Source organism: Mongoliimonas terrestris (assembly GCF_001927285.1).
Taxonomy (GTDB): domain Bacteria; phylum Pseudomonadota; class Alphaproteobacteria; order Rhizobiales; family Pleomorphomonadaceae; genus Chthonobacter; species Chthonobacter terrestris.
Genome location: NZ_MSIG01000005.1, coordinates 343,038 through 368,599 on the forward strand (window position 1 = coordinate 343,038; position 25,562 = coordinate 368,599).

Below are 25,562 nucleotides of genomic sequence, written 5' to 3' on the forward strand. Positions count from 1 at the left end.
CCGCCCGCGGTCGAAGATCCGATCCGGCCTGGTGAACTCTTTGTCCTTGAAAACCGGTTCTGGCGCGTGTCGGGCGCAAGGATTGAACAATCTGATACTAAATCTGGAATATTTTCGGCGTGTTTCGAGCCAGTAAACTGCCTTGGACAGGCGCTGGCGCGCGCCGACTCGGGTGGTCTGCACCACGCATCTCCTTCGCGTCGAGGGTCGTCACGTCCGCAAACCGGGTCCTTGTCTTCCGATGCGCCGAACCGACATTATGGGCAGACTGAGTCCCGTCATGGCCGATCGCTTCCGGGACCACTTCCTCCGGTCGGCCCGCGGCGGACCTTCAACGGATCCTTGCATGACCGCTCCGCTTCCCTTCGACAACAGCTACGCCCGGCTCCCCGAGCGGTTCTATGCCCGCATAGCGCCCAACCGGGTCTCGGCGCCGCGCCTCATCAAGGTCAATCGTGCCCTCGCGCTCGACCTCGGCCTCGATCCGGACTGGCTGGAGAGCCCCGAGGGTGTGGACTTCCTCGCCGGCCACGCCATGCCGGACGGGGCCGAGCCGATCGCCCAGGCCTATGCCGGCCACCAGTTCGGCCAGTTCGTGCCTCAGCTCGGCGACGGGCGGGCCATGCTGGTCGGCGAGGTGATCGACCGGCACGGGGTGCGTCGCGACATCCAGCTGAAGGGCTCCGGGCCGACGCCGTTCTCGCGCCGCGGCGACGGACGCGCAGCGCTCGGGCCGGTGCTTCGCGAGTATATCGTCAGCGAGGCGATGGCGGCGCTCGGCATCCCGACCACCCGCACGCTGGCCGCTGCGACGACCGGCGAGACGGTGGTGCGTGAGGCCTTCCTCCCGGGGGCGGTGCTTGCGCGCGTCGCGTCCAGCCATGTGCGGGTTGGCACCTTCCAGTATTTCGCGGCGCGCAAGGATGCCGAGGCGATCCGCACGCTCGCCGACCACGTGATCGACCGTCACTATCCGGAGGCGCGCGACGCTGCCCTTCCCGCCCGCGCGCTCCTGGAAGGGGTGGTGGACCGGCAGGCCGACCTGATCGCCGCATGGCTGCTCGTCGGCTTCATTCACGGGGTGATGAACACGGACAACATGTCGATCGCCGGCGAGACCATCGACTACGGGCCGTGCGCCTTCCTCGATGTGTTCGATCCCTCCAAGGTGTTCAGCTCCATCGACCAGTTCGGCCGCTACGCCTACGGCGCCCAGCCATCGATCGGCCTCTGGAACTTGACCCGCTTCGCGGAGACGCTGCTGCCGCTCCTCGACGACGACCAGGATAAGGCGGTCGCCATCGCGCAGGAGAGCCTGACCCGCTTCGGTCCCCGGTTTGAAGCCGCTTTCCACGCGGGTCTGCGGCGGAAGGCGGGGCTCACCACGGCGGAGGAGGGGGACGTGGAACTGGTCCGCGCGCTCCTCGACGCCATGACGGAGAATCAGGCGGACTACACCCTCGTGTTCCGGTACCTCGCCGACGCCGCCCTCGGTGCCGCGCACGACGAGCCGGTCCGCCGCCTCTTCGTCGACCCGACGGTGTTCGATCGGTGGGCCGTGCGCTGGCGGGAGCGGACCGGGCGCGAGGCGGTGACCGCTGAGGACCGCCGGATCCTGATGCGCGCGGCCAACCCGGCCTTCATCCCGCGCAACCACCGTATCGAGGCGGTCATTCGCGCGGCCATGGACCGGAACGATTTCAAGCCGTTCGAGACGCTTCTTCAGGTGCTCTCGCGGCCGTTCGACGACCAACCGGAGCACGCCGCCTACGCGGATCCCCCGGCGCTGACCGAGCAGGTGCTGGCGACCTTCTGCGGCACCTGACGCGGATGGCGCCTTCGCCGTCGGCAAGGGGGATGAGCGGTCATCCCTCCTCGGCCGGCCAGCGACCGCCTGGGGCAGGAGGCGGCACGACGACGACGGCGACGTCCCGCGAGAGGCAACGGTGGCAGGCGAGCGTCCGGGCAATCTCGGCCGGGCGGGCGTCCGCCGGGAAGGTCTGGCGCATGTAGCGCAGCCGGCCGCAGGACGCGCACCGAAGCATGAGCCGTCCTCCGGCCTCGACGATCTCGCCGAATGGTCTGTCCGACAAGGGGGGGAGCGTCATGGACCTCCTAGAGGGCAGGCTTACGGTTGAAGCAACTGCCGGACGCCAAGGTCCAGGAGTTGCTGGAGTGGATCGGGTTCCGCCGGCACAGGTTCGCCGGGCGGCTGGTCTGGGGTTGGCTCCGGGGCGGGCGCTGGTGGCGCGTCGGCCGGTGGCGCGTCCGGGGATGGTGCGTCGGCAGGCGGCGGTTCCACCGGCGCATCGACAGGCGGCGTGTCGGCCCGTGGCTGTTCTGCAGGCGGCGGCTCCGGCGGCGGTGCTTCAGCGGGCGGAGCCGCCTCCGCTGCTGCAGGCGGCGGGGGCGCGGGATCCGGCGCGCGGGTCCTGTCACCGCCGAGAAGCTGGTCCAGCACCTGGCCGAGGCCGTCCTCCAGCCCTCCGCCCTGTCCTCCACCCTGTCCACCGGGGGCCACGACGGCGCCGAGGCCGGGCGCCAATTGATCCACCACGGTTTCAAGCGTCCGCTCGTCCACCTTGCCGAGCCGGCTGAAGGCGCCGCCGAGGGCGCGCAGCTTGTCGTATGCGGCTTCCGGGTTCTCCAGGATGCCGCTGATGTCCGGGTAGAGGCGCGGCGCTGCCCATGGTCCTTCTAGGATCACCGGCACCTCGAACGACAGCGGCTCGGCGCCGTTCGCCACCGTCAGGCGCGGGATGAAGCGGTAGCCGATCAGCCGCCGGGGCAGGTCGACCCGGCCGGCGCCCGTCGCCTGGACCACTGGGCCGTCGAGCACCAGATCCTCGTTGAGCGCGATGCCGTTCTCGATCCGGAACGTGCCGGTGAGGCTGTGGAAGGGGGTCGCGGCGTCGGCCGATCCGGTAAGGCCGGAGACCACCGCCACGGCCGCGGCCCGCAACAGCCCGGCCGCATCCACGCCCCGGACCGCGCCGTCGCGGAAGGCGACGCTCGCGGTGCCGCCGAGAGCCTCCACCAGAGCGCGCTCCGACCCGCCGCTCCCTTGGACCGAGAGGGTCAGGTCGGCGCGCCCGTCGATCCGCGTGAAGCCGGCCGCGTCCGCCAGAAAGGGCAGGGCGGCGACATCCCGCGTGGAGAGGTCGAGGGCAACGGCCGGGACACCCTGTCCGGCATCTAGGACGACCCGCGCGGCGCCGGTGCCGCCGTAGAGCCCGATCGACGGCAGGTCCGCCGTCAGGCGGCCGGCCGCGTTGGTCAGCGACACCGCTGCTGGGCCGGTGACGACGCCGCCGACCCGAAGAGCCGCGGCGTTGAAGGCTACGTCGGCGTCGAAGCCGTGCAGCCCGGAGAAGTCGAGCGGGGCCTCGCTCCACCCGCGTTCGCCACCACCGTCGCCGGCCGATCGGTCGCGCGGCGCGCCGCTTCGGCTCGCGCCGCCCACGATCGCGCCGATGTCCACCGTGTCGCCGGCGAGGCGGGCGGTGATGCGTGGCTTGCCGGCCATGTCGACCGCGACGTCCCCCTTCAGCCGCGTGTCGGCGAAGAGGAACTCCGCATCCGCGAAGCGAAGCGCCTGCGGGCCGACGTCCAGGCGGCCGAACACCGACACCGGTCCGTCCGGCAATCCGTCCGCCGCGCGGTTCATGACGGCGAGGGCGGCGCCGAGCGACGGCGCGTCGATCCCGATCCCGCCGGCAGCCGTGCGGCCGGCCGGGTCCACCGTTCCGTCGAAGCGGAGGCCGAGCCGGTCGGACGCCGCCGCGGCGGTGACGGCGAAGGGGCCGCCGGCGCGGGCTGCGTTGGCGTCGAGCGTCAGGTCCACCGTGAAGGGCACGCCGCGGAAGGTGGCCCGACCCTTGAGATCCACCGGCGCGGTGAGGCTTTCGAACGCGGCCGTGAGGGCGACGTCCGTCAGCCGGTCGGCGGCCGGGTCGCCGAACGCGTCGGCAAGACCGAGGCCGCGGAGCGTGCCGCCCGACAGGGCCACCGACCCGGCCGCACCGAGGCTCCCGACGAGCGCGCCACGGTCGGCACCGGCAGCCGCGAACCGCACGTCCGCCGAAAGCAGGCCGTCGAAGGGGAGGGGCGCAGGACTGACAGCGTTCAGCGCCTCTGCGTCGAAGCCGGTTGCCTGCACGCGGCCATCCAGGCGAAGGCCCGCCGGATCGGGTCGGGCGGTGGCCCGGATCTCGGCGCTGCCGTCGAGGACGGCGAGGGGGCCGAGGACCACCGTCACTACCCCGGCGTCCGCCACGGCCACCATACGGGAGTCCCTCAGCGGGGCGACGGATCCGAGCGCGCTGCCGGACAGTTCGCCGACCGTCAGCTCCAGCCCGCCGTCGAAGCTCTGAAAGGGCGAGAGGTCGAGGCCGGATCCGGGAGCGGGCGCCGCGTCCGGCCGGTCCGCGCCGTCGCCCTCCCCGCTTGCGGCGAACCGGTCGAGGTCGAGGCCGGGGACCTGGAGGCGAACGTCGAGGCGCGGGCGGTCTCCCGCAAGCGACAGCGCAGCCTCGCCCGATCCGCTGACGCCATCCGCCGTGAAGGCGAGCGAGGTCGCCTCCAGCCGACCGGCGCCGGCTGCGAGCCGGCCTTCGAGCGTGAGGGACCGGACCGGCAGGTCGGCATCCGCACCGGCGAGCCGGGCCAGTGCGGCCGTGTCGCCGGTCTGAAGCCGCAGGGTGCCGTCGAAGAGACCAGACCCGTAGGTGCCGGCGAGCGCCAGATCGAGCGCATCGCCCGCAAGCGCGATCTCCACAGCCGCCGGTTCCCCGTCGATCAGCCGGGCGGGCGTGTCGGCGCGGACGTTGGCCGTCAGGACGGTGCCCCGCACGGTGGCATTGCCCGTCGCCTGAAGGGGCGCTGCGAGCTGGACGAGGCCGGTTTCCAGCGACAGGTCGTCGATGCGCTCCACGGCCCCGTCCGCGCCGGTGATCGTCACGGTGCCGCCGCTGACACGGATCCTGTCGATGCTGCCGTCGGGGACGCTCGTCGAAGATGGCGGCGGACCGTCTGGCGCAGGGCTGGCGTTGCCGTCGGCCGGCAGCGGCTTGGCCCCGAGGAGCGCGAACCGTCCGTCGGCGGTCCTGGCGATGGCGATACTGGGACCTTTCAGGTCTAGCCCGGTGATCGCCACCGTCCCGTCGAGGAGGGGGCCGGTCGCGAGGCCGAACCGCACCTGATCGATCTCCGCAAACGGCGGCTGGTCGGGCCAGCCGATCGACAGGCTGGCGACCGCCAGGGCGGGGGCGGGGACGACGGTCATCGAAACGTCGCCGTCGATACGGACGACGAGGCCGGTGGACCGCTCGATCTCGGCCACGATGCGGTCGCGGATCCAGTCGGAGGAGACCATGAGGGGAAGGACGAGCACGACGGCCGCCGCCAGGGCGACGAGGACCGCGCCCGCGATCACGATGCGTTTCAACCCGTGCCCTCCCCGCTCGATCGCCGGCGCGGCGAATCACGTCGGGAGTATGCCCGCATGGGGCGGGCCTGGGGATCAAACCTCGCGTACCCGAACGGCCGGCGTGTTCAGTCGACCGGGATGTCGAAGTGGTGCACGTCCTCGCGCACGCCGAGTCCCGTGTAGAGCGCGATGGCCGGATCGTCTCCCGGGTCGGCCTGGACGAAGATGACGGACGCGCCCGCCTTCCGGGCGATCGGCTTCAACGCCTCGATGAGCGCGGTGGCGATTCCCTGCCGCCTGTGGGATGCCGCGACGGCGAGATCGTAGATGTAGACCTCGCTCCGCTCGCGCTCGAACTTGCGCAGCACATAGGCGGCAAGCGCCCCGACGACGGCCCCGTCCTTGCGGGTGGCGAGCGCGATGAAGCCGGGGTCGGCAAGCAGCGAGGTCATGTAGGCCCGCCCCGGCCGCGCCCGGCGGTAGGCCTCGTCGTCTTCGAACGCATCGGCGAAGACGTCGAGAACGCCCTCCATGAGCGTCAGGTCGCTTGCGGTGAGGCGGTCTATGGCGATGGACATGGCGAACCTCACGCCTCGACGCGAAAGGCCGCCCGTTCGGCCGTGTCGAGGTCCGAAACGAGGTTCTTCTCCCAGGCGAGATAACGCAAGGAGGCGTCCCGGTCGCCGTCGTGGCGGTTGCGCGTGAACCAGACTACGTCGTCGGCGCCGTCCATCGAACGGGGGCTGTCGTCCAACCGTCCGCCGGCGGCGCGCCAGTCGGCGATCCCGGCAGCGACGAACGCCGCGCGGATGCCGGCGTCGGCAAGGTCCATCGCGGCGAGGTCCGCGGTGGCCGGGTCGGCGGCGAACAGCAGGACCTCCGCCGCTCTGTCCGGTACGGCGGCGATGATCCGGGGACGGAGGGTCCAGGTGGCGCCGGCCGGCCGGGAGAGCGCGTGATCGGTGGAGGGCCGGAGGTCGAGGATGGGCACTCCGGCCGCTGCCCGGGCCACCGCCTCGGCGGGGGTCATCCGGGCACCGGGGGGTGGTTGCCAGGCGGGCGCTGCCGCGAGGGCCGGCCGGGATCTGGACGGCTGTTCGTCGAGGGCGAAGACCATGGTCCGGTGGCCCATCATCGCCAGGAAAGCGGCGGCGAGACTGGCTCTGAGGCCGGTGTCGTCGACGAGCACCACGGTGGACCGCAGGACGCCGATGTGGTGGTCGGTGGCCTGCACCAATTGGACGCCGGGCACAGGCCGCGCCCAGTCGAGCGGTTCCTGGTTCCGCTCGTCCGCTGTCCGGAGGTCGAAACAGAAGGTGGTCCGGGTCGGGTCACCGAGCAGGCTCTCCACCTCGGCGGCGGTAAGGGCCGGGATGCGGCGGGCCTCGCGGACCCGGCGGGCCCGGTCCCGGCTCGCCGACCGGGCGGCGGGGGTAAGCGGCGGCAGCGGCTTCGGCCGATTTCCGAGCGCAAGGTCATGGCGGGCGAGCGCCCAGCCCTGGGTGCCATCCTCCAAGGCGAAGACCGGCCCGTTGATGCCGGCAAGCGCGAGGCCGACGGCCCCGACGATGCCCCGGGTGCGTCCGGCGCAGGTGAGGACGACCGGCGTATCGGCTTGGTCGGTCGCCTCGGCGAACCGATGCGCCAACTCGCCGTTCGGCCCGCTTTCCGCGCCCGGCACGGTCATCCGGGCGTACTCCTCGGGCGGCCGCACGTCGAACAGGCGGAAGGCGCGGCGGTCGTCCATCCAGGATTTCAGGGTGTCGGCGTCGATCCTGGCGGGCCGGAAGGCATGCTCGATCAGTTCGCCGAGGGTCTTGCTCGGCACGTTGACGCCGCTGAACAGCCGGTGGCCCGCCTTGGTCCACCCTTTCGTACCGCCCGCGAGCACCTGGACGTCCGTGTAGCCCATGGCGGCGAGGCGGCGGGCGGCGCGGGGAGCGAGGGCGTCTCCATCGTCCAGGAGGACGATCGCGGTCGACCGCCGGGGAACGAGGACCGCGGCGGTGGTCTCCAGCCGGCTGTAGGGGCAGGGCGCCGCGAACAGCGGGTGGCCTTCGCCGTGGGCAGCCACCTCCCGCACGTCGAGAAAGGCGACCTCGCCGTCGCCGTGCACCAGCGCTTTGGCGGCGTCGGCCGCGATGGTGCGGGGGGATGGCGTCATGCGGGTGTCCGCTGCTCCTGGCGGTGCCGGACGAGGGCGAGATAGCGGTAGAGCCCGTGCACGAACTTGCCGTAGGGGATGGTGATGAAGAGCGCGAAGACGACGCCGAGGTGGATGGCGAGCAGCATGCCCATGGCGGGTGTCGCCCGAAGGACGAGCAGCGCGAGGCCGGTGACGCCGGTGAGGAAGAGCATCGCCAGGAAGGCCACGTCCATGCCGAGACCGCCCTTGTCGAGGAGCATGGGATCGCGCCGGAACTTGGCCGCCAGAAGGCCGGCCGGGCCGATGGTGATGCCGATGCCGCCGAGAGTGCCGAACACCACGGGCAGGTCCCACCACGGGTAGGGCGCAATCCGGTCGAACGCATAGTGCCAGACCGATGCCACGGAGGTCGACAGGAAGCAGAGAAGGAAGCCGTAGAAGGTGAGGTGGTGGTAGAGCTTGCGCCGATCCTTGACGGCGCCCTCCCCGTCCGCGCAACCGTCGCCGCCGCCGTCCAGGTAGCGCAGCGTGGCGGCGTCATGGCCCGCACCGGCGAGCGCCGGCCGGTCGACGAGCGGGCTCGACGGCGACGCGATATCGATCCAGAAGCGCCGGAGGCCGATCACCGTGGCCACGATGGCGTAGAGGAAGGCGGCACCGAAGACGGCCACCATGGTGTTGTGCGGCATCACCCGGTAGAAGGCGCCCGGTCCGGTCTGGGCGGTGAAGAGCGCCTCCGGATTGCCGATCAGGACGAAGCCGATAATGAAGGCCGCGACGGCGGCGGCGGCGATGGTTGCGATGACAAGACCGTTGCGGGCGAAGACGCCCGAGAAGGCGCGCGGCCACACATAGGCGTCGTAGGATTCCCGGCGGAGCTTCGCCATGGTGGCTGGCACGTTCACGGCGAAGTCGTGCGGCGGTGCGAACTGGCAGTCGTCGTAGCAGGCGCCGCAGGCGTGGCAGAGGTTGGCGAGGTAGTTGAGGTCCGTGTCGGCGAAGGACCGGCGCTGTTCCATGGCCGGGAACATGGCGCAAAGCCCCTCGCAATAGCGGCACGAGTTGCAGATGGTCATCAGCCGGCCGGCTTCGGCCAAGGTCTCAGTTGCGTGCATGGCGCGCCGCTCCGTCGCCGGCCAGGCGTCCGAAGACGCTGCCGATGGTCATCCCGATACCGGCCGCGTAGCCCTTTCCGAGCACGTTGCCGGCCATGATCTCCCCGGCCGCGAACATGTTCGGGGAGGGGCGCCCGTCCTCCATGAGGACGCGCGACGACGCGTCGACCTTGGTGCCGAGATAGGTGAAGGTGATGCCGGGCCGCACCGGGTAGGCGAAGTAGGGCGCCGTATCGAGCGGCCGGGCCCAGTGGCTCTTCGGTGGCGTCAGCCCCTCGGTGCGGCAGTCGTCGAGCACCGTGTGGTCGAAGTGGCCGGGGCGGATGGCGCCGTTGAAGGCCGCGACCGTGGCGGTGAAGCGGGCCGGGTCGAGTTCCAGCCGGGCGGCGAGGTCGCCGAGGGTCGGTGCTTCCACCGGCGGGAAGAGCGACGGCATGAAGAGGTCGCGCGACTTGGCGTCGAACACGATGTAGGCGATCTCGCCTGGCTGCTGGGCGACGAGGCGGCCCCAGATGGCGTAGCGCTTCGGCCAGAAGTCCTCGCCCTCGTCGTAGAAGCGCTCCGCATTCCGGTTCACCACGATGCCGAACACCACGCAGTCGAGGCGGGTGATGATGCCGCCGTCGAAGCGCGGCGCCCGGGCGTCCACCGCGACAGCGTGGCACTGCTTGGGGTCGCCGGTCGGCGTGACGCCGGCCGCCAGCAGCATCTTCAGGAGCGCGCCGTCGTTGTTGCGGGTGCCGCGGATGATGAAGTTGTCGGCCGCCGGTCCCCAGAGCTCCCGGAGCCAGCCCACGTTGGATTCGAACCCGCCCGCCGCCGCCACCACGCTTCGCGCGGCAACCACCCGATCCTGGCCGGCGCGGCGCACGGTGGCGGACCGGAACACCCCGTCCTCCACCTGGATCCCGACCACCTCGCTCTCGTAGGCGACCGCGACGCCAAGGGTGTTCGCTGTCCGGTAGAGCGCGTTCAGCATGGCGCGGCCGCCGCCGAGAAAGAAGGAGTTGGTGCGCCCAAGGCTCAAGGTGCCGCCGAGCGACGGCTGGAAGCGCACGCCCTGCTCCTGGATCCAGCCGAGCATGGACTTCGATTCGCGGATCATCATGCGGGCGAGCTGCTCGTCGGTCTCGCCTTCCGTCACGCGGAGAAGGTCGTCGAAGAACTCCGCTTCCGTGTAGGGGCCCGTGAGCGTGGCGGTGGCCGTGTCGTGGGCGCAGCGCATGTTGCGGGTGTGGCGCGTGTTGCCGCCGCGGTTGAACGGATCCGCCTTCTCCACGACGAGCACCGACGCGCCCCGCCGCCGGGCCGCGATGGCCGCGCAGAGCGCCGCGTTGCCGCCACCGATGACGAGAACGTCGACCGTCTCGGGCAGATCCTGAGGTCGCTCGGCCACCACTCTCATCCGTCTCGCTCTCCAATCGCTTCGGCATGTCTGTATACAGCTGCATACACCTCCGTCAAGCGACCGGCGACGGCAGAGACGGGAGGGGGGCTGTGCCGACCCTTGAGGTGCGTGCCCGGAACCGTGCTAGAGTCCGGCGGACCGATCGGCGCAGCGAGGAAGCGGACGGAACGGATGGAATCGGTGGCGGATGAGGCCGACGGCCCGAGGTCGAAGCGTTCGCGGGCGAAGATCGTCTATGAAACTCTGCGCGACGACATCAAATCCGGGCGCTACAAGGCTGGCCAGCGCATCCGCGAGGAGGAGATCGCCGCCCGTCTCGGCGTCAGTCGCACGCCCGTGCGCGAAGCGCTGTCCCGGCTGCAGCATCATGGGTTGCTGGAGAGCGCCCCCGAGGGCCTTGCCGTCACGGAGCTTTCGCGCAATCAGGTGCTGGAACTCTATGCCATGCGCGAGATGCTGGAGGGCGCCGCGGCGCGCTTTGCGGCCCAGCACGCCTCGACCTACGACGTGGACGACCTCCGCCGGCTCGCCGCCTCTTTCGAGGCCGCAAAGGGCGACCCGGACCGGCTCGCCGCCATCAACATCGCCTTTCACCGTGCCATCTACGAGGCGGCGCACAACCGCTATCTCCTGCGCACCCTCGACGAGCTGCACGACGCCCTGGCGCTCCTCCAGACCACCACCTTCACGGTCGACGGCCGCTACGACGGGTCGGTCGCAGAGCACGGCCGTATCATCGCGGCCATCGCCGGCCGCGACGCGGACACGGCCGAGCGCGAGGCGCGCGACCACATCCGCCACGCCCTCGACGCTCGGCTCGATCTGATCCGCAAGGGAGGGTAGGGGCGTCCCGGCGAGAGCCGAGACGCGGAGCCCGGCCGAGGCCGGAACACGCGCCCCGGTCACCGTCAGCCGATGGCGGCGACGATGGCTTCGGTCATGCCGCGCGTGCCGGTGCGGCCGCCGATGTCGCCGGTGCGCTTCTCCGGATCCGCGATCGCCGCGTCGAGGGCGGTGCGCACGAGCCGGGCGGTTTCCACCGCCGCCTCGATGCCCCGGTCCCGGCCGAGCCATTCCACCAGCATGCGGGCGGATTCGATCATGGCGTAGGGGTTGGCGAGATCGCGACCGGCGATGTCGGGCGCCGAGCCGTGGGTCGCCTGCGCCATGGCGATGCGGCCGGCCCCGAGGCAGAGGCCCGGCGCCATGCCGAGCCCACCGACCAGCCCGGCCGCTTCGTCCGAGAGGATGTCGCCGAACATGTTGGTGGTCACCACCACGTCGAAGCTGCCCGGGTCGCGGACGAGCCGCATGGCGAAGGTGTCGACGATCACGTCGTCCACCGTCACGTCCGGGTAGTCCTCCGCGGCCTTGCGGCATTCCTCCACGAACATGCCGCAGCCGAGCTTGAACACCGTGTCCTTGTGCACGAAGGTCAGCCGCTTGCGCCGGTGGCGGGCGATCTCCAGGGCAGCGCGGGCGACCCGGTTGCTGCCCCGGCGCGTGATAACCCGCACCGAGATGGTCACGTCGTCGGTCGGCCGGAACTCGCCCGATCCGGCCACCACGTTGCGATCTGGCTGGAAGCCCTCGTTGTTCTCGCGCACGATGACAAGATCCACGTCGTCGTGCAGGCACCCAATCCCCGGATAGGAGCGGGTCGGCCGCACGTTGGCATAGAGGTCGAAGTGCTTGCGCAGGATCGGGTGCGGGTTGATGGCGCCCGGCCCCTTCGGATAGGCGCGGTGCCCGATCGGCCCCAGGATGAAGCCGTCCATCTGGCCGAGCGCCTCCAGCGTGCCTTCGGGGAGCGTCGAGCCATGGGTGTCGAGCGCCCGCCGGCCGATGGGCATCGGCCGCCAGTCGATCCGAAGACCCGTGCGGGCCGCGGCGGCGCGGATCACCGCCACCGCCGCCGGAACGATCTCGTGGCCGATGTCGTCGCCGTCGAGGACGCCGAGGGTGAGGCTGGACGCGGCCATCAGGCGGCGCCGCGGCCCGCCGCCGCTTCCGTCTGGCTGAGACGGGCGAGGCTGCCGACGTCGGCAAGGCCCGGCAACGTCCAGGCGGCGGCGAGCAGGTCGCGCGACCGCGCCTCGCCGATGACGAGGGCCGACTGGTCGACGAACTTCTTCTCCAGCTCCGCGTCGGTCAGCGGCCGGTCCAGGCTGCCGATGGCGTGGGCGACGGACTTCTCGATCCGGCGGCCGTCCGTGAGGGTCACGGTGATGTGCACCGCGTCCTCGTGCACGGACCGGTCGGTCTCGGCACGCACCTTGTCGCGAAGCGCGATGATGTCGGGCGCCCGCACCACCTCGTCGGTGAAGGCGGTCGGCGAGCCGTCGCCGCGAAGGAGGGCGGTCGCCGCCGCATGGAAGACACTGAACTTGCCTTCAAGGCCGGTCTGCGGCCGAGTCTTGCCGGTCAGTTCCAGCACCAGCGGGTGGGTGCGGAGCGCCACCGACTCGATCCGGGCCACGTCGGCGCCGAGTTCGTCGCGAAGCTGGCAGCATCCGTCGATGGTCGGATGGATGACGATGCCGCACGCATAGGGCTTGTAGCTGTTGAGCGAAGCCTCCCAGCGGGTGCCGAGACCGTCCAGGATCTCCGCATAGTCCTGCTTGGTGGAGAGCACGGTGGCGAAGCCGCGCGGCGCCTCGATGGAGCGCAGCGAACTGTCGAAGCCGGCCTCGGCCAAGTAGGCCGCCATGGCCCCATTCTGCGCGGCGCGGCCCGGGTGGAAGCTCTTGCACATGGTGCCGAACATTTCGCGCAGGCCCGACGCCTGGGTGGCGGCGATGCCGAGCGCCCAGGTGGTGCGTTCCGCGTCGAGGCCGAGCAGGCGCGAGACCGCCGCGGCGGCGCCGAACACGCCGGTGGTGCCGGTGATGTGCCAACCCCGGTCGTAGTGGTCCGGATAGACCGCGTTGCCGATCCGGCAGGCCACCTCCACGCCGACGATCTGCGCCGCCAGGAAGTCCTCGCCCGACACCGGCCGGTGCTCGGCGACTGCCAGGATGGCGGATGCCACCGGCCCGGCCGGGTGGATGATGGTCTTCAGATGGGTGTCGTCATAGTCGAGCACGTGGGACGAGATGCCGTTGATGAGCGCCGCGTGCATGACGTCGAGCCGCTCGGTCCGGCCGATGACGCTCGCCTGCTCCGGACCGCTGAAGAGGGTGACGGCCGCGAGCGCCCGGTCCACCGTCTCGTGGCGCGCGCCGCCGACGGCGCAGCCGAGCCAGTTGAGGAAGGTGCGCACGCCCGCCGCGCGGACCTCATCGGAAAGATCCGACGGCTTCAGGCTGGAAATCCACTCTGCGAGCGGGCGGGTGACGGCGGGTGTGGCGTTCATCAGGGGAAACCTTGGTGGCTAAGACAGAATGGATAGGGGAATTTGAGCCGGCTCAGCGTTTCGGCGCGCGCCGCATGCGGGCGAACCCGTTGAGCACGTGGGCGAGGCCGGCGTCGAAGGCGCGCTTGTCGTCGCCCGCCGCGATGGCGTCGACGATGGCGGTGTGCTCGGCGTTGGAGAGCGCCAGGCTGTTGCGGTTGGAGAGTGCCCGGTAACGCTGCACGTGGAGTTCGCGCGCAAGGCCCTGGTACAGGCCGGCGAGCCGCCGGTTGCGGCAGAGTTCGCCGAGGCGGGTGTGGAAGCGCAGGTTGATCGGGTAGTAGTCGCGCACGTTGCCGCGCTCGGCCGCCTCGTCCATGGCAAGGAGCAGGGCGCGGAGATCCGCCACGGCGGCGGCGTCGCTGCGGAGCGCCACCGCCGACACGATGGAGGCGAACACATAGGCGCGGGCCTCAGCCACCTCAGCGAGTTCGGCGTCGTCCAGCCGGCGCACGAAGAAGCCCCGATTGGGGATGCTCTCCAGGAGGCCGAGAGCCGCGAGCGCGCTGCAGGCCTCCCGCACCGGCCCGCGGCTGACGCCGAGTTGGGTGGCGAGCGCCAGTTCGTTGATGCGCTCGGTCGGCTTGAAGCGGCCGTCGAGCACCATCGCCTCGATCTCGTCGCGGACCGCGTCGGCGAGCGAGCGGGTCTGCAGGATGGCGATGGTGGAGGTGGGGGAGGGATGCGAGCCGGGCTCGGTCACGGACATCTCCACCTTAACCGCGGAACCGGGCGAGCGCGCCCATATCGGGGGCGCCAAAGAGGCCGGCGAGAACCGCGAGGCAGTCGGTGATCTGCGCGTCGGACCAGCCGCCATGGCGGCAGTTCGCCCTGAACTTGGCCTCGATCTCGGCCATGTCCAGGGTCTCCCGCACGCCGCCGCGCAGGTGCGGCTGGCGGGCCGTGTGGGTGCTGCCGTCCTGGAGCGTGACGGTGACGGTGCCGCTGTAGTTGCGCGGGTATTCGTCGTCCGGGTCGATCTCGTAGCGCACGCGCCCGGCGAGATCGAGGACGGCCGGATCGGCGATCCGGTCGTCGGTGAACTGGCCAAGGCCGGCTTTCCGATCGATCAGCCCGACCGCGACGCCGAAGGGGACGCTGAACTTCGCCGAATAGGGCGTGGAGGGCCGCCGCTTCTCGGCGAGCGGCTCCCACAGCCGGTGGACGGTGCCCTCGCCGACCCGGCAGAGCACGTCCGTGACGTCGGCGGCGCGGATGCCGCGTCCGGCGAGCGCGATGGCGCAGTCGATGAAGGGCTGCACCATGGTGCCGCAGGCATAGGGCTTGAAGGCGATCCGCCCGGCGTACCAGTCGGTGCCGAGGCCGTCGGTGAGGCGGCTGAGGTCGGGCGGGATCTGTGGCACGCCGAAGGCGAAGAAGAAGCCGTGCTCGCCCTCGAACACCGTGCGCGGCCCCTTGAACCCGGCGCGGCCGAGAAGCGCGGCGCGAAGCCCCGCCTGGGCGGCCCAGCCGGGGTGGATGCGCTTCGTCCAGGTGCCTTCGGCGAGGTACTCGATGATGCCGGAGGCGAAGCTGCCCGCGACCCCGAGCGCGTCGGTCATCGCGGCCGGCGTCAGACGAAGCGCCGTCGACACCGCGGCGGCGGCCCCCATGGCGCCGATGATGGCGGTCGGGTGGAAGCCGGCCCGGTGCTGCGCCGTCGGCGCCACCACCGCCATCCGGCACATGAGTTCGGTGCCGACCACCATGCCGCGAAGCACGTCGTCGCCGGCAAGGCCGAACCGTTCGGCGGCGGCCAGCACCGCCGGCACGATCACCGCGCTGGTGTGGACCGGCGAGCCCTCGAAGGTGTCGTCATAGTCCTCGCCGTGGGCGGCGGTGCCGTTGACGAGCGCGGCGCCGGCAAGGTCGAGCCCCTCGGCGTGGCCGAACGCGGTGCACGGGCCGGTCCCGTCCCAGCTCGCCGCGATGGCCCGCACATAGGGCTCGTCGCGGGCCGACACGGTGAGGCCCACGTGGTCGACGAGCGCGCGCGTGGCGGTCTCCCGCACCGCGTTCGGGATGGCGGCGGCGTCGAGCGCGAGCGCCCAGGCGGCGAAGGTCTCGGCGAGAGCGCTTCCGGGAGGCGGTGTGTTTTCGCGGGCCATCGGTCGTCGGTCGTCCTTGAAGAAGGGGAAGGGCGAGGGCGCGGCGCTCTTCGCCGCGCCCCGGCGGTCAGGCCGTGGCTTCGCGCCGGAAGCGGCGGAACTCGGTGTAGGCGCCGAGCACCAGGACCACGATGGCGCAGCCCATCAGGAAGGCGCTGACGCCGTTCTGGAAGAAGACCGCGTGGTCGCCCTGGGTCAGGAGCAGGGACCGGCGATAGTTGGACTCGATCATGTAGCCGAGCACCAGGCCGAGGATCAGCGGCAGCGCCGGGAACTTCAGCACCCGGAGCACGTAGCCGATCGCGCCGGCGGCGAGCACCACCCAGAGGTCGAAGATGCTGTTGTTGATCGAGTAGATGCCGGAGAAGACGAGCGCCAGGATGGAGGCGTTGAGATAGGGCCGCGGCCGGTTCACGAGCCAGATCGCCGGTCCGAGGATCACGATGCCGATGAGGAACATCATGATGTTGGCGACGAACAGGCCGCCGAAGAGGCCGTAGAGGATGTCCGGGTTGGTGGAAAAGAGCAGCGGGCCGGGCTGCAGGCCGTGGATCAGGAAGCCGCCGAGCAGGATGGCGGTGGAGTTGGAGCCCGGGATGCCGAAGCTCAGCGTCGGCACGAGCGCGGTGGCGGTGACCACGTTGTTCGCGGTCTCCGGGGCGATCACCCCTTCCTCCGACCCTTTGCCGAACTGCTCCGGCGTCTTCGACCAGCGCCGCGCCTCGTTGTAGGAGAGGAAGGACGCCACAGTGCCGCCGGCGCCGGGGACGGGCCCCTCCAGCGCGCCGACCGCGCAGCCGATCGCCTGGGCGCGGCGCAGGCTCCAGAGCTTGGACAGGCTCGGCAGCACCAGCTTGGACACCGTGTCCGGCTTGACGAGGTCGTCCGGCTCGTTGTCGGCGAGCTTCGACATCAGTTCGGCGACCGCGAACACGCCGAGCATCACCAGGATGAAGTGGACGCCTTCCAGGAGTTCAGGCTCGCCGAAGGTGAAGCGGGTGACGCCGGAGAGCGGATCGGTGCCGACCGTCGCCAGCATCAGGCCGAGAACACCGGCGATCAGGCCCTTCACCATCGAGCCTTCCGAGACGGATGCGATGATGCTGAGGCCGAGGAGGCCGAGCGCGAAATAGGCCGGCGGCGTGAACATCAGGGCAAGGTCGGAGAGCGGCTTGGTGAGTGTCGCCAGGAGGATGAGGCCGAACAGCCCGCCGATGGTCCCGCCGGTCAGCGACAGGCCGAGCGCCTCACCGCCGCGGCCCTGCTGGTGCATCACGTAGCCGTCGATCACCGTGGCGGCGGCGGCGTTGGTGCCGGGCGTGCGGATCAGGATGGCCGGGATGGATCCGCCGTATTCGGCGCCGATGTAGACCGAGCCGAGCATCACCAGCGCCATCAGCGGCGACATGTCGTAGGTGAACGGCAGGAGAAGCGCCATCGCGATCGAGGGCGAGATGCCCGGCAGCGCGCCGCCGAGAATGCCCCAGAGCACCCCGCCGCCCGCGGCCAGGAGGATCTGCCACGACGTCACGGCAGAAAGAGCGTGGATGAAACCGTCCATCGCGTTTTGGACCCCGTATTCTGTCGTTTGAAGGCTGGTCAGGCGGCGCCGGAAAAGAGCGTGGCGAACACGCCGGCCGGCAACGGCACCTTCAGGAGATGGACGAAGAGCACGTAGAAGAAGATGCCGCCGCCGACCGCGAAGAGGCCGGTCTGGACCGAGGGGCGTCGACCCGAGTAGGCCGTCACCGCGATCAGCAGCAGCATCACCGAAACGACGTAGCCGAGGACCGGCAGGAGGAGGACGAAACCGGCGCCGATGCCGATCACGCCCATCGCCTTCGCATGTCCGGACCAGTCCGTGTCCGCCGTCTCGGAGGCGGGGAGGGGAGCGGCGCCCGGACGGCGCCGCTTCCTTGCTTCCAACAGCGTCTGCAGGGCAAGCCCGGCCGACAGCAGGCCGAGCGAGACCGCGAGCAGTTTCGGCAGCCCGTCGGCCCCCACCATGCCGCCGAGCCTGCTCTTCGGGATGGCGTCGGCGCCGAGCCAATAGGCCAGGGCGAGGGCGAACAGGACGCCCGAGATTGCCAGCATTCCCCGCATGATCGCTTCCCAGTTCGTCAGCCGGTCACTCGGCCTGGATGTTGTATTCGGTGAAGAAGGCCTTCATCTCGGTGGCGAACTCGGCCGTCAGGGCGCGGGCACCCTCCTGGTCGAGGTAGGCCGGAATGACGCCTTCGCCCTCGTACCAGGCCTTGAACTCTGGATCGGCGAGCAGCTTCTGGATGCCCTCTTCCCAGGCCGTCACCACGTCCTCCGGCAGGCCCTTCGGACCGGCGAGGCCGCGGAACTTGCGCACGACGAGGTCGATGCCCTGCTCCTTGGCGGTCTTCACGTCGGGGAAGAGGTCGAGCCGCTCGTCGGTGTAGGTGGTGATGAGGCGGAGCTCGCCGGCATCGATTTGGCCGCGCAGCTCGGCGATCTCGCCGATGCCCACCTGGGCGGTGCCGTTCAGCACGTTGAGGATGACGTCGCCGCCGCCGTCATGGGTGAGGATGGTGACCTCGGTGCCGGTCACGGTCTGGAACTGCTCCATCACCTGCCGGTCGAGCGAGCTCGGCGTGCTGACCGCCACGATCACCTGCTGGGGCCGGCTCTTGGCGTCCTCCACCACGTCGGTCAGGTCCTGGTAGGGGCTGTTCGCCCGCACGTAGACCACCTGCGGGTCGTAGAACATGTTCACCACCGGATCGAGGTCGGTGAACGAGGCCTCCGGGCTGCTCAGCAGCGAGGTGTTCACGTAGCTCGGCGTGGTGCCGTAGAAGATGCTGCCGTCGGCCGGCGAGTTGGCGAGCACCGCCATCGCCTTGGCGCCGCCACCGCCGCGCACGTTCTCCACGACGAAGTTGACGCCCATGATCGGGCCAAGATGCTGGCTGAGCTTGCGCAGGAACACGTCGGTCCCGCCGCCCGGACTGGAGTGCGTGACCAGCTTGACGGTGCTGTGCGGATAGTCCGCAAGGGCCTCGGCGGCGAGCGATACGGTGGCCGATACGGCGACGAGCGCTCCAAGGAAATGTCTGTACTTCATGCTATCCTCCCGTGAATGCGGTGACTGTTGTGTTTTGTTGATTGTCACCTTGGTCTGTCCGTTTGCAGTCGATTGCAAACTGCCGACAATTTGCAGCGTGAACCCGCGCGGCGGTTGGCCTCTCAGGTCCGGTCAGGTCAGGTAGAGCCCTCCGTTGACGTGGATGGTCTGCCCGGTGATGAAGCCGCCGGCCGGGCCGCAGACGGTGAGGATCACCGCCGCCACGTCGTCGACCGTTCCCTCGCGGGACACCAGCGGCCGGCCGCCGTTCGGCAGCGCCACGCCGGCCCCTGAGGTGGCGGACCGCTTGCCGCCGATCTTGCCGGGGGCGATGCAGTTCACGGTGATGCCGGTCGGCGCGAACTCCACGGCGAGCGCATGGGTGAGGCCAACGAGGCCCATCTTGGCGGTGGCCACATGGGCGCGCTCGATGGCGCCGGTATGGGCGCTGACGCCGCCGATGTTGACGATGCGCCCGCCGCCCTGGCGCTTCATGTGCGGGATGGCCGCCCGGGCGCAGAGGAAGGCGCCGTCGAGAACGACGGACATGATCTCCCGCCACTCGGCAAGCGGCATCTCCGTGAAGGCACCCTCGCGGCGGATAGCGGCGTTGTTGACGAGGATGTCGAGCCGGCCGAACCGTTCCACGACGGCGTCCGTCATGGCGCCGACGGCGGCCTCGTCGGTGACGTCTGCCAGGTGCACCATGGCCCTGACACCGAGCGCCTCGACCTCGCGGGCCGTCGCTTCCGCCTCGTCGCGGGACGAGCGGGCGTTGATGACCACGTCGGCGCCGGCGCCGGCAAGCGCCAGGGCGGTAGCGCGGCCGATGCGACGGACGCTTCCGGTCACCAGGGCGACCTGGCCGGCGAGCGGCCGGCGCGCGCTGTCGAGGGTGTCTACTCCCACGTTGTTCTCCCTTGTGGCGATGCTTTGTCCCGACCGTCGTTGCGGCCCGTGTCTCGCCAAGCGCACTTGTCCGTGCGGCTTCACTTGTCTGTATACAGTCGTGTGCAACGTCGGCGCAACCTCAAACCGCATTCATGCATACGACAAATCGAATGCGTTAAACGATCCGGAGCCGGTCGCAAAGGCGGCCGACCAGGCGGAACAGTCCCGCCCGGCGGAACAGCCGAAAGGCGGGCAGGGTGAAGGCGTTCACGAAGAAGGACCGCACCACGTGGAAGGCCGTCACCAGCGCCACGTTGAGGTGAAGCACCTGAGCGGTCAGCGACATCTCGGCAAGCCCGCCTGGCGAGGACGACAGGACGGTGCTGGAGAGGTCGATGCCGGTGGCGAGGGTGAGGAGGGCGGCATAGCCGAGGAGGATCAGCGTCAACAGCACGATGAAGAGCATCACCATCACGCACACCCGCGGCAGGCGCACGAGGTTCTCCCGCTTGAAACGGCTGCCGATGACGATCCCGATCAGGAACTGGCCGCCTGCGAACAACGGGTACGGCATGCGCCCCTCCACCAGTTCCAGGCCCGCCACGATGCCGCCACCGAGGAGGGCGCCGATCATCCACGCGTTGTTGGCCTTCAGAAACTTCACGATGGCGATGGCCGCGAGGCCGGTGGCGAAGAGGAGCGCCAGTTCCACAGGGTCGAGATCGCCGGCCGCCGGCGGGGTCGGAATGCCGCCGTCGATGCCAAAGGCGAGGATGAGCGGCGGCATCAGGCAGACGAGAAGCGCCACCCGGATCGCCTGCGAGAGCGCGATCGGCTCCGGGTCGGCGCCTTCCGCCTGGCCCACGTTGGCCATCTCGGAAAGACCGCCGGGCGTGAGGGAGAAGAAGGCGGTCGTCTCGTTGATCCGGCTCGCCCTGGCGAACGGCACGGAAAGGACCGCCGCGACGAGCATGGCGACCGCCGCCGTCAGCACCATGGCCGGCAGCCAAAGGGCGATCAGGCCGAGGGCGGCGGCGGTGACGTTGAGCCCGATGCTGCTGCCGACGAGCAGTTGGCCGATCTGACGGCCCCGCTTGGAGGCGAATACCGGCCAGCCGGCGATCGAGCAGGCCGCCGTCACCACGAGCGGGCCGAGCACCCAAGACAGCGGTACGCCGGCGAGCGAGGCCCCGTGGCCGGCCGCCCCGGCGAGGAGCAGCACGAGGGCGATACGCAGCAGGCGTCCGAAATCAAGGCGTTGGAGCATCACGTCACCCCGCCAGCCGCACGAGCAGGCCCACGTCGTCCAGATGCTCCAGCATGGCCGCGGCGCCCGCGATCTTGTCCGCCCGCTCGGTTCCGATGATACGGTCGGCGTTGCCGTGAAATTTTGCCGCGATGGCCGCGTCGCTCATCGGATTGCCGACGGTGCCGCTGGCATGCGCGACGGCGTGGCTCACCGTCCGCCCGTCGTGGAGGGTGACCACCACCTGCGCCTGATCGCGCGCGAGGGCGTCGTCCGTCCTCACCGCGATCCGGCCGGCGAGATCGCGGATGACCGGGTCGGCGGCGCGGGCGTTGGTGAACTGGGCGATGCCGGCCGCCCGGTCCACGAAGGCGACGGCAGCCGTGTGGGTGATGCTGAACTTCGCCTTCAGCCCCGACTCCGGGTTCGCCACACCGGTGATGGTGACGGCGGCCGGGTTGACCGTGAGAACGATCGACGCGACCCCGTCTGCAGGCCCGGCCTGCGCGGCAGCCGCGATCATGGCGTCGATGGCCGGATGGAGCACCACGCCGCACGCATAGGGCTTGTGGCCGTTGCGGGTGATCTCCCAGCGCGCCCCGAGGTCGCGGAGAAGGGCGTCGGCGTCGGTGCGGGCGCTGTAGATGCGGCAGAAGCCGCGGCGTCCCTCCAGGATCTCGTCGGAGCCGTCATAGCCCTCCGCCGCCAGAAGCGCCGCCAAAAGGCCGTTCGCTGCCGCCTTTCCGGCGTGGAAGGATTTCGACATGGTGCCCCGGTTCTGCTGCATGCCGCCGGCCTGGGTCGCCGCGATGGCGAGGGCGTGGCCCATGCGGCGGGCGTCGAGGCCGAGCGCGCGGCCGGCCGCGGCGCCGGCGCCGATGCTGCCGAGCGTCCCGGTCAGGTGCCAGCCGCCCGCGTGGTGGTCGGGCGCCGCCTGCCCGGCCCGGACGCTCGCCTCGAACCCGACCGCGTAGGCGGCGATCAGGTCAGGTCCGGACAGGGGGCGCTCCTCGGCAAGCGCGAACAGCGCCGGCAGGATCGCGGAGCTTGCGTGCAGCACGACGCCGCCCATGTGGGTGTCGTCGAAATCGAGCACGTGCCCCATCTGGCCGTTCGCCAGCGCCGCATCGAGCGGCGCGAGCCTGACGCCCCGGCCGAGCACCGTGGCCGTGCCGGCGCTGCCCGACATCCGCTTCAGCGTGCGGACGAGTATCTCCGCCGCCGGATGATCGCTGCCGGCAAGAGCGCAGCCCATCCAGTCGAGCACTCCCCGGCGCGCCGCGGCGACCACGTCGTTCGGAAGCCGATCGAATCGAACGTCGGCGAGGAAAGCGGCGAGGTCGCGCGTGTGGCCGGAGCCGAGGCTCGCCGCGCCGTAGCCGACGGGGGCGGAAGTATCTGACATGATTGACCTGTCTCTCCCTCGAGCGTTCCTGCTTCCGGTGCAGACGACCTTGTAGCGCCGGTGCGCGCGAATGTATACAAGCGGATACATCAGTGCTGCGCCTCCCGCCTTGGGGCGCGGCACACCGAGGGAGCCCCGTCGACCATGGCCGGACCGTCCAAAGATCAGCCCGGCGAGATCGCCGTCCGTCTGGCCGCCCACGTGGCGGGCGCACTCGACGGGCCGCTTGCCGAGGCGGTTGTGGCCAAGGCGAAGGCGCACATCCTCGACACGGTCGCGGCGATCGTGTCCGGGTCGCAGCTGAAGGTCGGCCGGCTGGCAACGGCCTTCGCCGCGGCGCAGGGCGGCCCGCCGCTCGCCACCGTCATCGGGTCACCGGTGAGGGTCGCACCGATCGTCGCGGCCTTCGCCAACGGCCTGTCGGCCCACGCCGACGAGACCGACGACTCTCATCTGGCCGCCCGCTTTCACCCCGGCTGCGGCATCGTCCCGGCCGCGCTCGCCGTCGCCGAGGCCGAAGGCGCCACCGGGGTGGACCTGATCCGCGCCGTCGTGCTCGGCTACGACATCGGCGCGCGGGCGGTGATGGCCCTCGGCTTCGCCCGGCCCGACACGGCGCGCCACTCTAGCCACAGCCTCGGGCCGCTGTTCGGCGCGACGGCCGCCGCCGCCGCCCTCTATCGGCTGGACGAACGCGGCGTTCGGCACGCTTTCTCCTATGCGGTGCAGCAGGCGTCCGGCGTGCCCTTCTGGCAGCGCGACACCGAGCATGTGGAGAAAGCGTTCGACTTCGGCGGCATGGGCGCACGCAACGGCGTCACCGCCGCCGCCATGGTGGCGGCCGGCTTCTCGGCCGTGGACGACCCCTTCTCCGGCCGCCACTCCTTCTTCACCGCCTTCGGCGAAGCGCCGGACCCGGCCGTGCTCGTCGACGAACTCGGCACGCGCCACGAAATCCTGCGCGCCTCCATCAAGAAGTGGTGCGTCGGTTCGCCGATCCAGTCCGTGCTCGACGCTGTGATGTGCGTCCTCGCCGAAGGGCCGATCGATCCGGCCGCAATCGAGGACGTTGCGGTCACCTTGCCGGACGACCGGATCCACATCGTCGACGATCGCGCCATGCCGAGCGTCTGCGTCCAGCATCTGGTGGCGGTGGCGCTGCTCGACGGGACCGTGACCTTCCAGAGCGCCCACGACGAAGCCCGGATGACCGATCCGGCCGTGCTGGCGCTCCGCCGCCGCATCCGCCTGATCGCCAGCCCCGAATTGACGGCGGCCCGGCCGGCGCGTCAGTCCATCGTCGAGGTGACGCTCGTCTCCGGCGAGCGCCGGCGCCACCACGCCAGGGCCGTCCGCGGCACGCCCGACGACCCGATGACCGCCGACGAAGTCTTCGCCAAGGCTATGGACCTGACCACGCCCATCCTCGGCGCGCCCCGCGCGGAGACGCTATGTCGCCGGCTCCAGACCCTCGATGAGCTCAAGGCTATCACCGACCTCCGCCCGTTGCTCGCGATCGGCTGATCCCGGCGGAGGCGAGGTTGGTGCGGTGTCATGGATGGGAAGGGATGGTGCCGGCAGAGAGGATCGAACTCCCGACCTTCGGTTTACAAAACCGCTGCACTACCGCTGTGCTATGCCGGCCCGCCCCGTGAGATAACCCGCTCGCCGGCGGATCGCAACCGCCGCGGCGCTTGCCGCTTCGTCGCGATCCGCTCGCGCTTCACGCCGCCGGCGGGGCGATCGCGCGGCGCACCACGTAGAGCGCCAGCACGCACGCGTTCGACACGTTGAGGCTCTTGATCTCGCCCGGCATGTCGAGGCGGGCGAGCACGTCGCAGATCTCGCGGGTGCGCTGGCGCAGGCCCTTGCCCTCGGCGCCGAGCACCAGGCAGACCGGCGCGCGGAGCGCGGTCGCCTCCAGCGGCGCCGGGCCCTCGCTGTCGAGGCCGACGATCTGGTAGCCCTCGGCCTTGAAGTCCTGCAGCGCGTCGCCGAGGTTGCGCACCTCGATGATGGGCACGAGGTCGAGTGCGCCGGAGGCCGACTTGGCGAGCACGCCCGATTCGGCCGGGCTGTGGCGCGCCGTGGTCACCACGGCGCCGACGCCGAGCGCGCAGGCGGAGCGCAGGATGGCGCCCACGTTGTGCGGATCGGTGATCTGGTCGAGGACGAGCACCAGCGGCGCCCCGTTGAGGTCCCGCGCGCGGAGCGGCGGCAGCGGCTCCACCTCCAGCGCGACGCCCTGATGGACCGCGTCGGAGCCGAGCAGCCGGTCGAGCGACGGCGGCGAGGCCTCCTGAGGGTCGATCGGCAGCACGCCGCCCTCGAAGCGCTCGGCAAGGCGCGCAGCGGCGTTGCGGGTGGCCAGCAGCTTCAGCGCGCGCCGCCGCGGGTTCTTCAGCGCGAACTCCACCGTGTGCAGGCCGTAGAGATAGAGCGTCTCGCCGGCCTCGCGCTCGCGCTTCGGGCGCGGACGGAAAGGCCGGCCGGCCGCGCCACGCGGGTTGGCGGTGCGGGAGCCGGCCGGGCGGCCGGGGCGGGGAGGGCGGGGAGAGTCGGTCATGGGCGCCTTATAGCGGCCCGTTCGCCGCCCGTCATGGCCCGCGTGCTGCCGATCGTGCGCAGCCCGCGGGGCTCCTCACGAAGGCACAAGCCCGAAACCGCGGCCGTCTGCACGGGGGCTTTGCGCCTCGTCTCCGTGCCGATCGGGGTGAGGCGACGAAGCGGTGAACTTCGTGTCGGCAAGGCGTTGACAAGCCCGGATCGAACGGCCATAACCCGCCCCGAAATTCACGCCCGCCGGGCGGCGAGTTTCACTCGACCATCCAGACGCTTGGTCGACTTCGTTGGGTGTCCCTAAGGAGAGGTGCCCGAGTGGTTAAAGGGGACGGACTGTAAATCCGTTGGCTCAGCCTACGTTGGTTCGAATCCAACCCTCTCCACCACCCGATGAAGGTCGAACGGCAGAGTAAGCGTTGCGGGTGTAGCTCAATGGTAGAGCAACAGCCTTCCAAGCTGATGACGAGGGTTCGATTCCCTTCACCCGCTCCAGCCGTTTGATGCGCCTCGCGTGGCCGAGCGACAACCGTCGTGGGAGCTTCGCCGAAGATCCCCGCGTGAAGTAGAGGTTTGCACCACGGTTCGTGAAACGGTCCGTGGTGTTCGCGTTGTCCGGTCCGCTCCGACGGCTCGGCCAAGGCGGCAGCATCGGCAGGCGAGCGCTCGCGCCAGCGGCGTACCCGTCGTCCGACACACATGAGACCGAGACGAGAGAGCGACGTCGATGGGTAAAGAGAAATTTGCGCGGACGAAGCCGCACTGCAACAT

At 70.6% G+C, this 25,562-nt stretch carries 20 protein-coding genes and 3 tRNA genes; 5 read left to right on the forward strand and 18 right to left on the reverse strand.

The features are described 5' to 3' along the window. Positions 1–346: 346 nt before the first annotated feature. Positions 347–1,825, forward strand: coding sequence for a protein adenylyltransferase SelO (locus BUQ68_RS09920; RefSeq protein WP_075215792.1), 1,479 nt, complete (start codon positions 347–349; stop codon positions 1,823–1,825). Between the two features lie 40 nt (positions 1,826–1,865). Here BUQ68_RS09920 and BUQ68_RS09925 read toward each other — a convergent pair whose 3' ends face one another. The 6 genes from BUQ68_RS09925 to tcuA form a co-directional block, all read right to left on the reverse strand. Next, a complete protein-coding gene (locus BUQ68_RS09925) occupies positions 1,866–2,045 on the reverse strand; it encodes a hypothetical protein (protein ID WP_139315195.1) in 180 nt (59 codons plus the stop codon). Positions 2,046–2,128: 83 nt separating this feature from the next. Then, positions 2,129–5,446 carry an AsmA family protein gene (locus BUQ68_RS09930; RefSeq protein WP_075215794.1) on the reverse strand — a complete coding sequence of 1,106 codons (3,318 nt, stop codon included), beginning with the start codon at positions 5,444–5,446 and terminating at the stop codon, positions 2,129–2,131. 107 nt (positions 5,447–5,553) lie between these two features. Continuing rightward, entirely contained in the window at positions 5,554–6,006 is a 453-nt protein-coding gene (locus tag BUQ68_RS09935) for an AAC(3)-I family aminoglycoside N-acetyltransferase (protein ID WP_075215795.1), read from the reverse strand. A gap of 8 nt (positions 6,007–6,014) precedes the next feature. Continuing rightward, positions 6,015–7,592 carry a rhodanese-like domain-containing protein gene (locus BUQ68_RS09940; protein ID WP_075215796.1) on the reverse strand — a complete coding sequence of 526 codons (1,578 nt, stop codon included), beginning with the start codon at positions 7,590–7,592 and terminating at the stop codon, positions 6,015–6,017. Beyond that, a complete protein-coding gene (tcuB, locus tag BUQ68_RS09945; RefSeq protein WP_075215797.1) occupies positions 7,589–8,689 on the reverse strand; it encodes a tricarballylate utilization 4Fe-4S protein TcuB in 1,101 nt (366 codons plus the stop codon). Before tcuB ends, BUQ68_RS09940 begins: the two co-directional genes overlap by 4 nt. Next, positions 8,676–10,094, reverse strand: coding sequence for an FAD-dependent tricarballylate dehydrogenase TcuA (gene tcuA / locus BUQ68_RS09950; RefSeq protein ID WP_075215798.1), 1,419 nt, complete (start codon positions 10,092–10,094; stop codon positions 8,676–8,678). Before tcuA ends, tcuB begins: the two co-directional genes overlap by 14 nt. A 183-nt stretch (positions 10,095–10,277) precedes the next feature. On the opposite strand from tcuA, the gene BUQ68_RS09955 reads away from it, so the two are divergent. Next, the gene (locus BUQ68_RS09955; RefSeq protein WP_245293209.1) at positions 10,278–10,940 is read left to right on the forward strand and encodes a GntR family transcriptional regulator; all 663 of its coding nucleotides are present in this window, start codon (positions 10,278–10,280) and stop codon (positions 10,938–10,940) included. Between the two features lie 65 nt (positions 10,941–11,005). On the opposite strand, the gene BUQ68_RS09960 is transcribed toward BUQ68_RS09955, so the two are convergent. From BUQ68_RS09960 to BUQ68_RS10005, 10 genes are all read right to left on the reverse strand, one after another. Next, entirely contained in the window at positions 11,006–12,079 is a 1,074-nt protein-coding gene (locus BUQ68_RS09960; RefSeq protein ID WP_075215800.1) for an isocitrate/isopropylmalate dehydrogenase family protein, read from the reverse strand. Next, positions 12,079–13,452: an MmgE/PrpD family protein gene (locus BUQ68_RS09965; RefSeq protein ID WP_075215801.1), complete on the reverse strand. Its 1,374-nt coding sequence runs from the start codon at positions 13,450–13,452 to the stop codon at positions 12,079–12,081. The genes BUQ68_RS09960 and BUQ68_RS09965 overlap by 1 nt, the downstream gene beginning before the upstream one ends. A 52-nt stretch (positions 13,453–13,504) precedes the next feature. Next, positions 13,505–14,194, reverse strand: coding sequence for an FCD domain-containing protein (locus tag BUQ68_RS09970; RefSeq protein WP_175577777.1), 690 nt, complete (start codon positions 14,192–14,194; stop codon positions 13,505–13,507). Positions 14,195–14,207: 13 nt separating this feature from the next. After that, positions 14,208–15,599, reverse strand: a complete 1,392-nt coding sequence (locus BUQ68_RS09975; RefSeq protein ID WP_075215802.1) for an MmgE/PrpD family protein — start codon at positions 15,597–15,599, stop codon at positions 14,208–14,210. 67 nt (positions 15,600–15,666) lie between these two features. Next, positions 15,667–17,160: a tripartite tricarboxylate transporter permease gene (locus BUQ68_RS09980; RefSeq protein WP_075215803.1), complete on the reverse strand. Its 1,494-nt coding sequence runs from the start codon at positions 17,158–17,160 to the stop codon at positions 15,667–15,669. A 38-nt stretch (positions 17,161–17,198) separates the two neighbouring features. Continuing rightward, positions 17,199–17,693 carry a tripartite tricarboxylate transporter TctB family protein gene (locus BUQ68_RS09985; RefSeq protein ID WP_075215804.1) on the reverse strand — a complete coding sequence of 165 codons (495 nt, stop codon included), beginning with the start codon at positions 17,691–17,693 and terminating at the stop codon, positions 17,199–17,201. Between the two features lie 34 nt (positions 17,694–17,727). After that, positions 17,728–18,690, reverse strand: coding sequence for a Bug family tripartite tricarboxylate transporter substrate binding protein (locus tag BUQ68_RS09990; protein ID WP_075215805.1), 963 nt, complete (start codon positions 18,688–18,690; stop codon positions 17,728–17,730). A gap of 132 nt (positions 18,691–18,822) precedes the next feature. Beyond that, a complete protein-coding gene (locus BUQ68_RS09995) occupies positions 18,823–19,599 on the reverse strand; it encodes an SDR family oxidoreductase (RefSeq protein WP_075215806.1) in 777 nt (258 codons plus the stop codon). A 157-nt stretch (positions 19,600–19,756) separates the two neighbouring features. Next, entirely contained in the window at positions 19,757–20,848 is a 1,092-nt protein-coding gene (locus BUQ68_RS10000; RefSeq protein ID WP_139315196.1) for an AbrB family transcriptional regulator, read from the reverse strand. 4 nt (positions 20,849–20,852) lie between these two features. Further along, positions 20,853–22,232 (reverse strand): MmgE/PrpD family protein, encoded by a 1,380-nt coding sequence (locus tag BUQ68_RS10005; RefSeq protein WP_075215808.1) that lies wholly within the window; start codon positions 22,230–22,232, stop codon positions 20,853–20,855. Positions 22,233–22,376: 144 nt separating this feature from the next. Here BUQ68_RS10005 and BUQ68_RS10010 point away from each other — a divergent pair, with 144 nt between their 5' ends. Further along, a complete protein-coding gene (locus tag BUQ68_RS10010; protein WP_075215809.1) occupies positions 22,377–23,756 on the forward strand; it encodes an MmgE/PrpD family protein in 1,380 nt (459 codons plus the stop codon). Positions 23,757–23,801: 45 nt separating this feature from the next. Here BUQ68_RS10010 and BUQ68_RS10015 read toward each other — a convergent pair. Together BUQ68_RS10015 and BUQ68_RS10020 are read right to left on the reverse strand one after the other, a co-directional pair. Continuing rightward, positions 23,802–23,876 (reverse strand) — tRNA-Thr (locus BUQ68_RS10015). 79 nt (positions 23,877–23,955) lie between these two features. Beyond that, positions 23,956–24,798, reverse strand: coding sequence for a TrmH family RNA methyltransferase (locus tag BUQ68_RS10020; protein WP_075215810.1), 843 nt, complete (start codon positions 24,796–24,798; stop codon positions 23,956–23,958). Between the two features lie 297 nt (positions 24,799–25,095). On the opposite strand from BUQ68_RS10020, the gene BUQ68_RS10025 reads away from it, so the two are divergent. Both BUQ68_RS10025 and BUQ68_RS10030 read left to right on the forward strand, forming a co-directional pair. Next, a tRNA-Tyr gene (locus tag BUQ68_RS10025) sits at positions 25,096–25,180 on the forward strand. A gap of 32 nt (positions 25,181–25,212) precedes the next feature. After that, positions 25,213–25,286, forward strand: a tRNA-Gly gene (locus BUQ68_RS10030). Positions 25,287–25,562 lie beyond the last annotated feature (276 nt).

Excerpts from the sequence above, each read along its gene's own strand:
- BUQ68_RS09920 (WP_075215792.1), top strand. The coding sequence starts at position 347 with ATGACCGCTCCGCTTCCCTTCGACAACAGCTACGCCCGGCTCCCCGAG.
- BUQ68_RS09925 (WP_139315195.1), bottom strand. The coding sequence starts at position 2,045 with ATGCTTCGGTGCGCGTCCTGCGGCCGGCTGCGCTACATGCGCCAGACC.
- BUQ68_RS09935 (WP_075215795.1), bottom strand. The coding sequence starts at position 6,006 with ATGTCCATCGCCATAGACCGCCTCACCGCAAGCGACCTGACGCTCATG.
- BUQ68_RS09940 (WP_075215796.1), bottom strand. The coding sequence starts at position 7,592 with ATGACGCCATCCCCCCGCACCATCGCGGCCGACGCCGCCAAAGCGCTG.
- tcuB (WP_075215797.1), bottom strand. The coding sequence starts at position 8,689 with ATGCACGCAACTGAGACCTTGGCCGAAGCCGGCCGGCTGATGACCATC.
- tcuA (WP_075215798.1), bottom strand. The coding sequence starts at position 10,094 with ATGAGAGTGGTGGCCGAGCGACCTCAGGATCTGCCCGAGACGGTCGAC.
- BUQ68_RS09960 (WP_075215800.1), bottom strand. The coding sequence starts at position 12,079 with ATGGCCGCGTCCAGCCTCACCCTCGGCGTCCTCGACGGCGACGACATC.
- BUQ68_RS09965 (WP_075215801.1), bottom strand. The coding sequence starts at position 13,452 with ATGAACGCCACACCCGCCGTCACCCGCCCGCTCGCAGAGTGGATTTCC.
- BUQ68_RS09975 (WP_075215802.1), bottom strand. The coding sequence starts at position 15,599 with ATGGCCCGCGAAAACACACCGCCTCCCGGAAGCGCTCTCGCCGAGACC.
- BUQ68_RS09980 (WP_075215803.1), bottom strand. The coding sequence starts at position 17,160 with ATGGACGGTTTCATCCACGCTCTTTCTGCCGTGACGTCGTGGCAGATC.
- BUQ68_RS09985 (WP_075215804.1), bottom strand. The coding sequence starts at position 17,693 with ATGCTGGCAATCTCGGGCGTCCTGTTCGCCCTCGCCCTGGCCTATTGG.
- BUQ68_RS09990 (WP_075215805.1), bottom strand. The coding sequence starts at position 18,690 with ATGAAGTACAGACATTTCCTTGGAGCGCTCGTCGCCGTATCGGCCACC.
- BUQ68_RS10000 (WP_139315196.1), bottom strand. The coding sequence starts at position 20,848 with ATGCTCCAACGCCTTGATTTCGGACGCCTGCTGCGTATCGCCCTCGTG.
- BUQ68_RS10005 (WP_075215808.1), bottom strand. The coding sequence starts at position 22,232 with ATGTCAGATACTTCCGCCCCCGTCGGCTACGGCGCGGCGAGCCTCGGC.
- BUQ68_RS10010 (WP_075215809.1), top strand. The coding sequence starts at position 22,377 with ATGGCCGGACCGTCCAAAGATCAGCCCGGCGAGATCGCCGTCCGTCTG.
- BUQ68_RS10020 (WP_075215810.1), bottom strand. The coding sequence starts at position 24,798 with ATGACCGACTCTCCCCGCCCTCCCCGCCCCGGCCGCCCGGCCGGCTCC.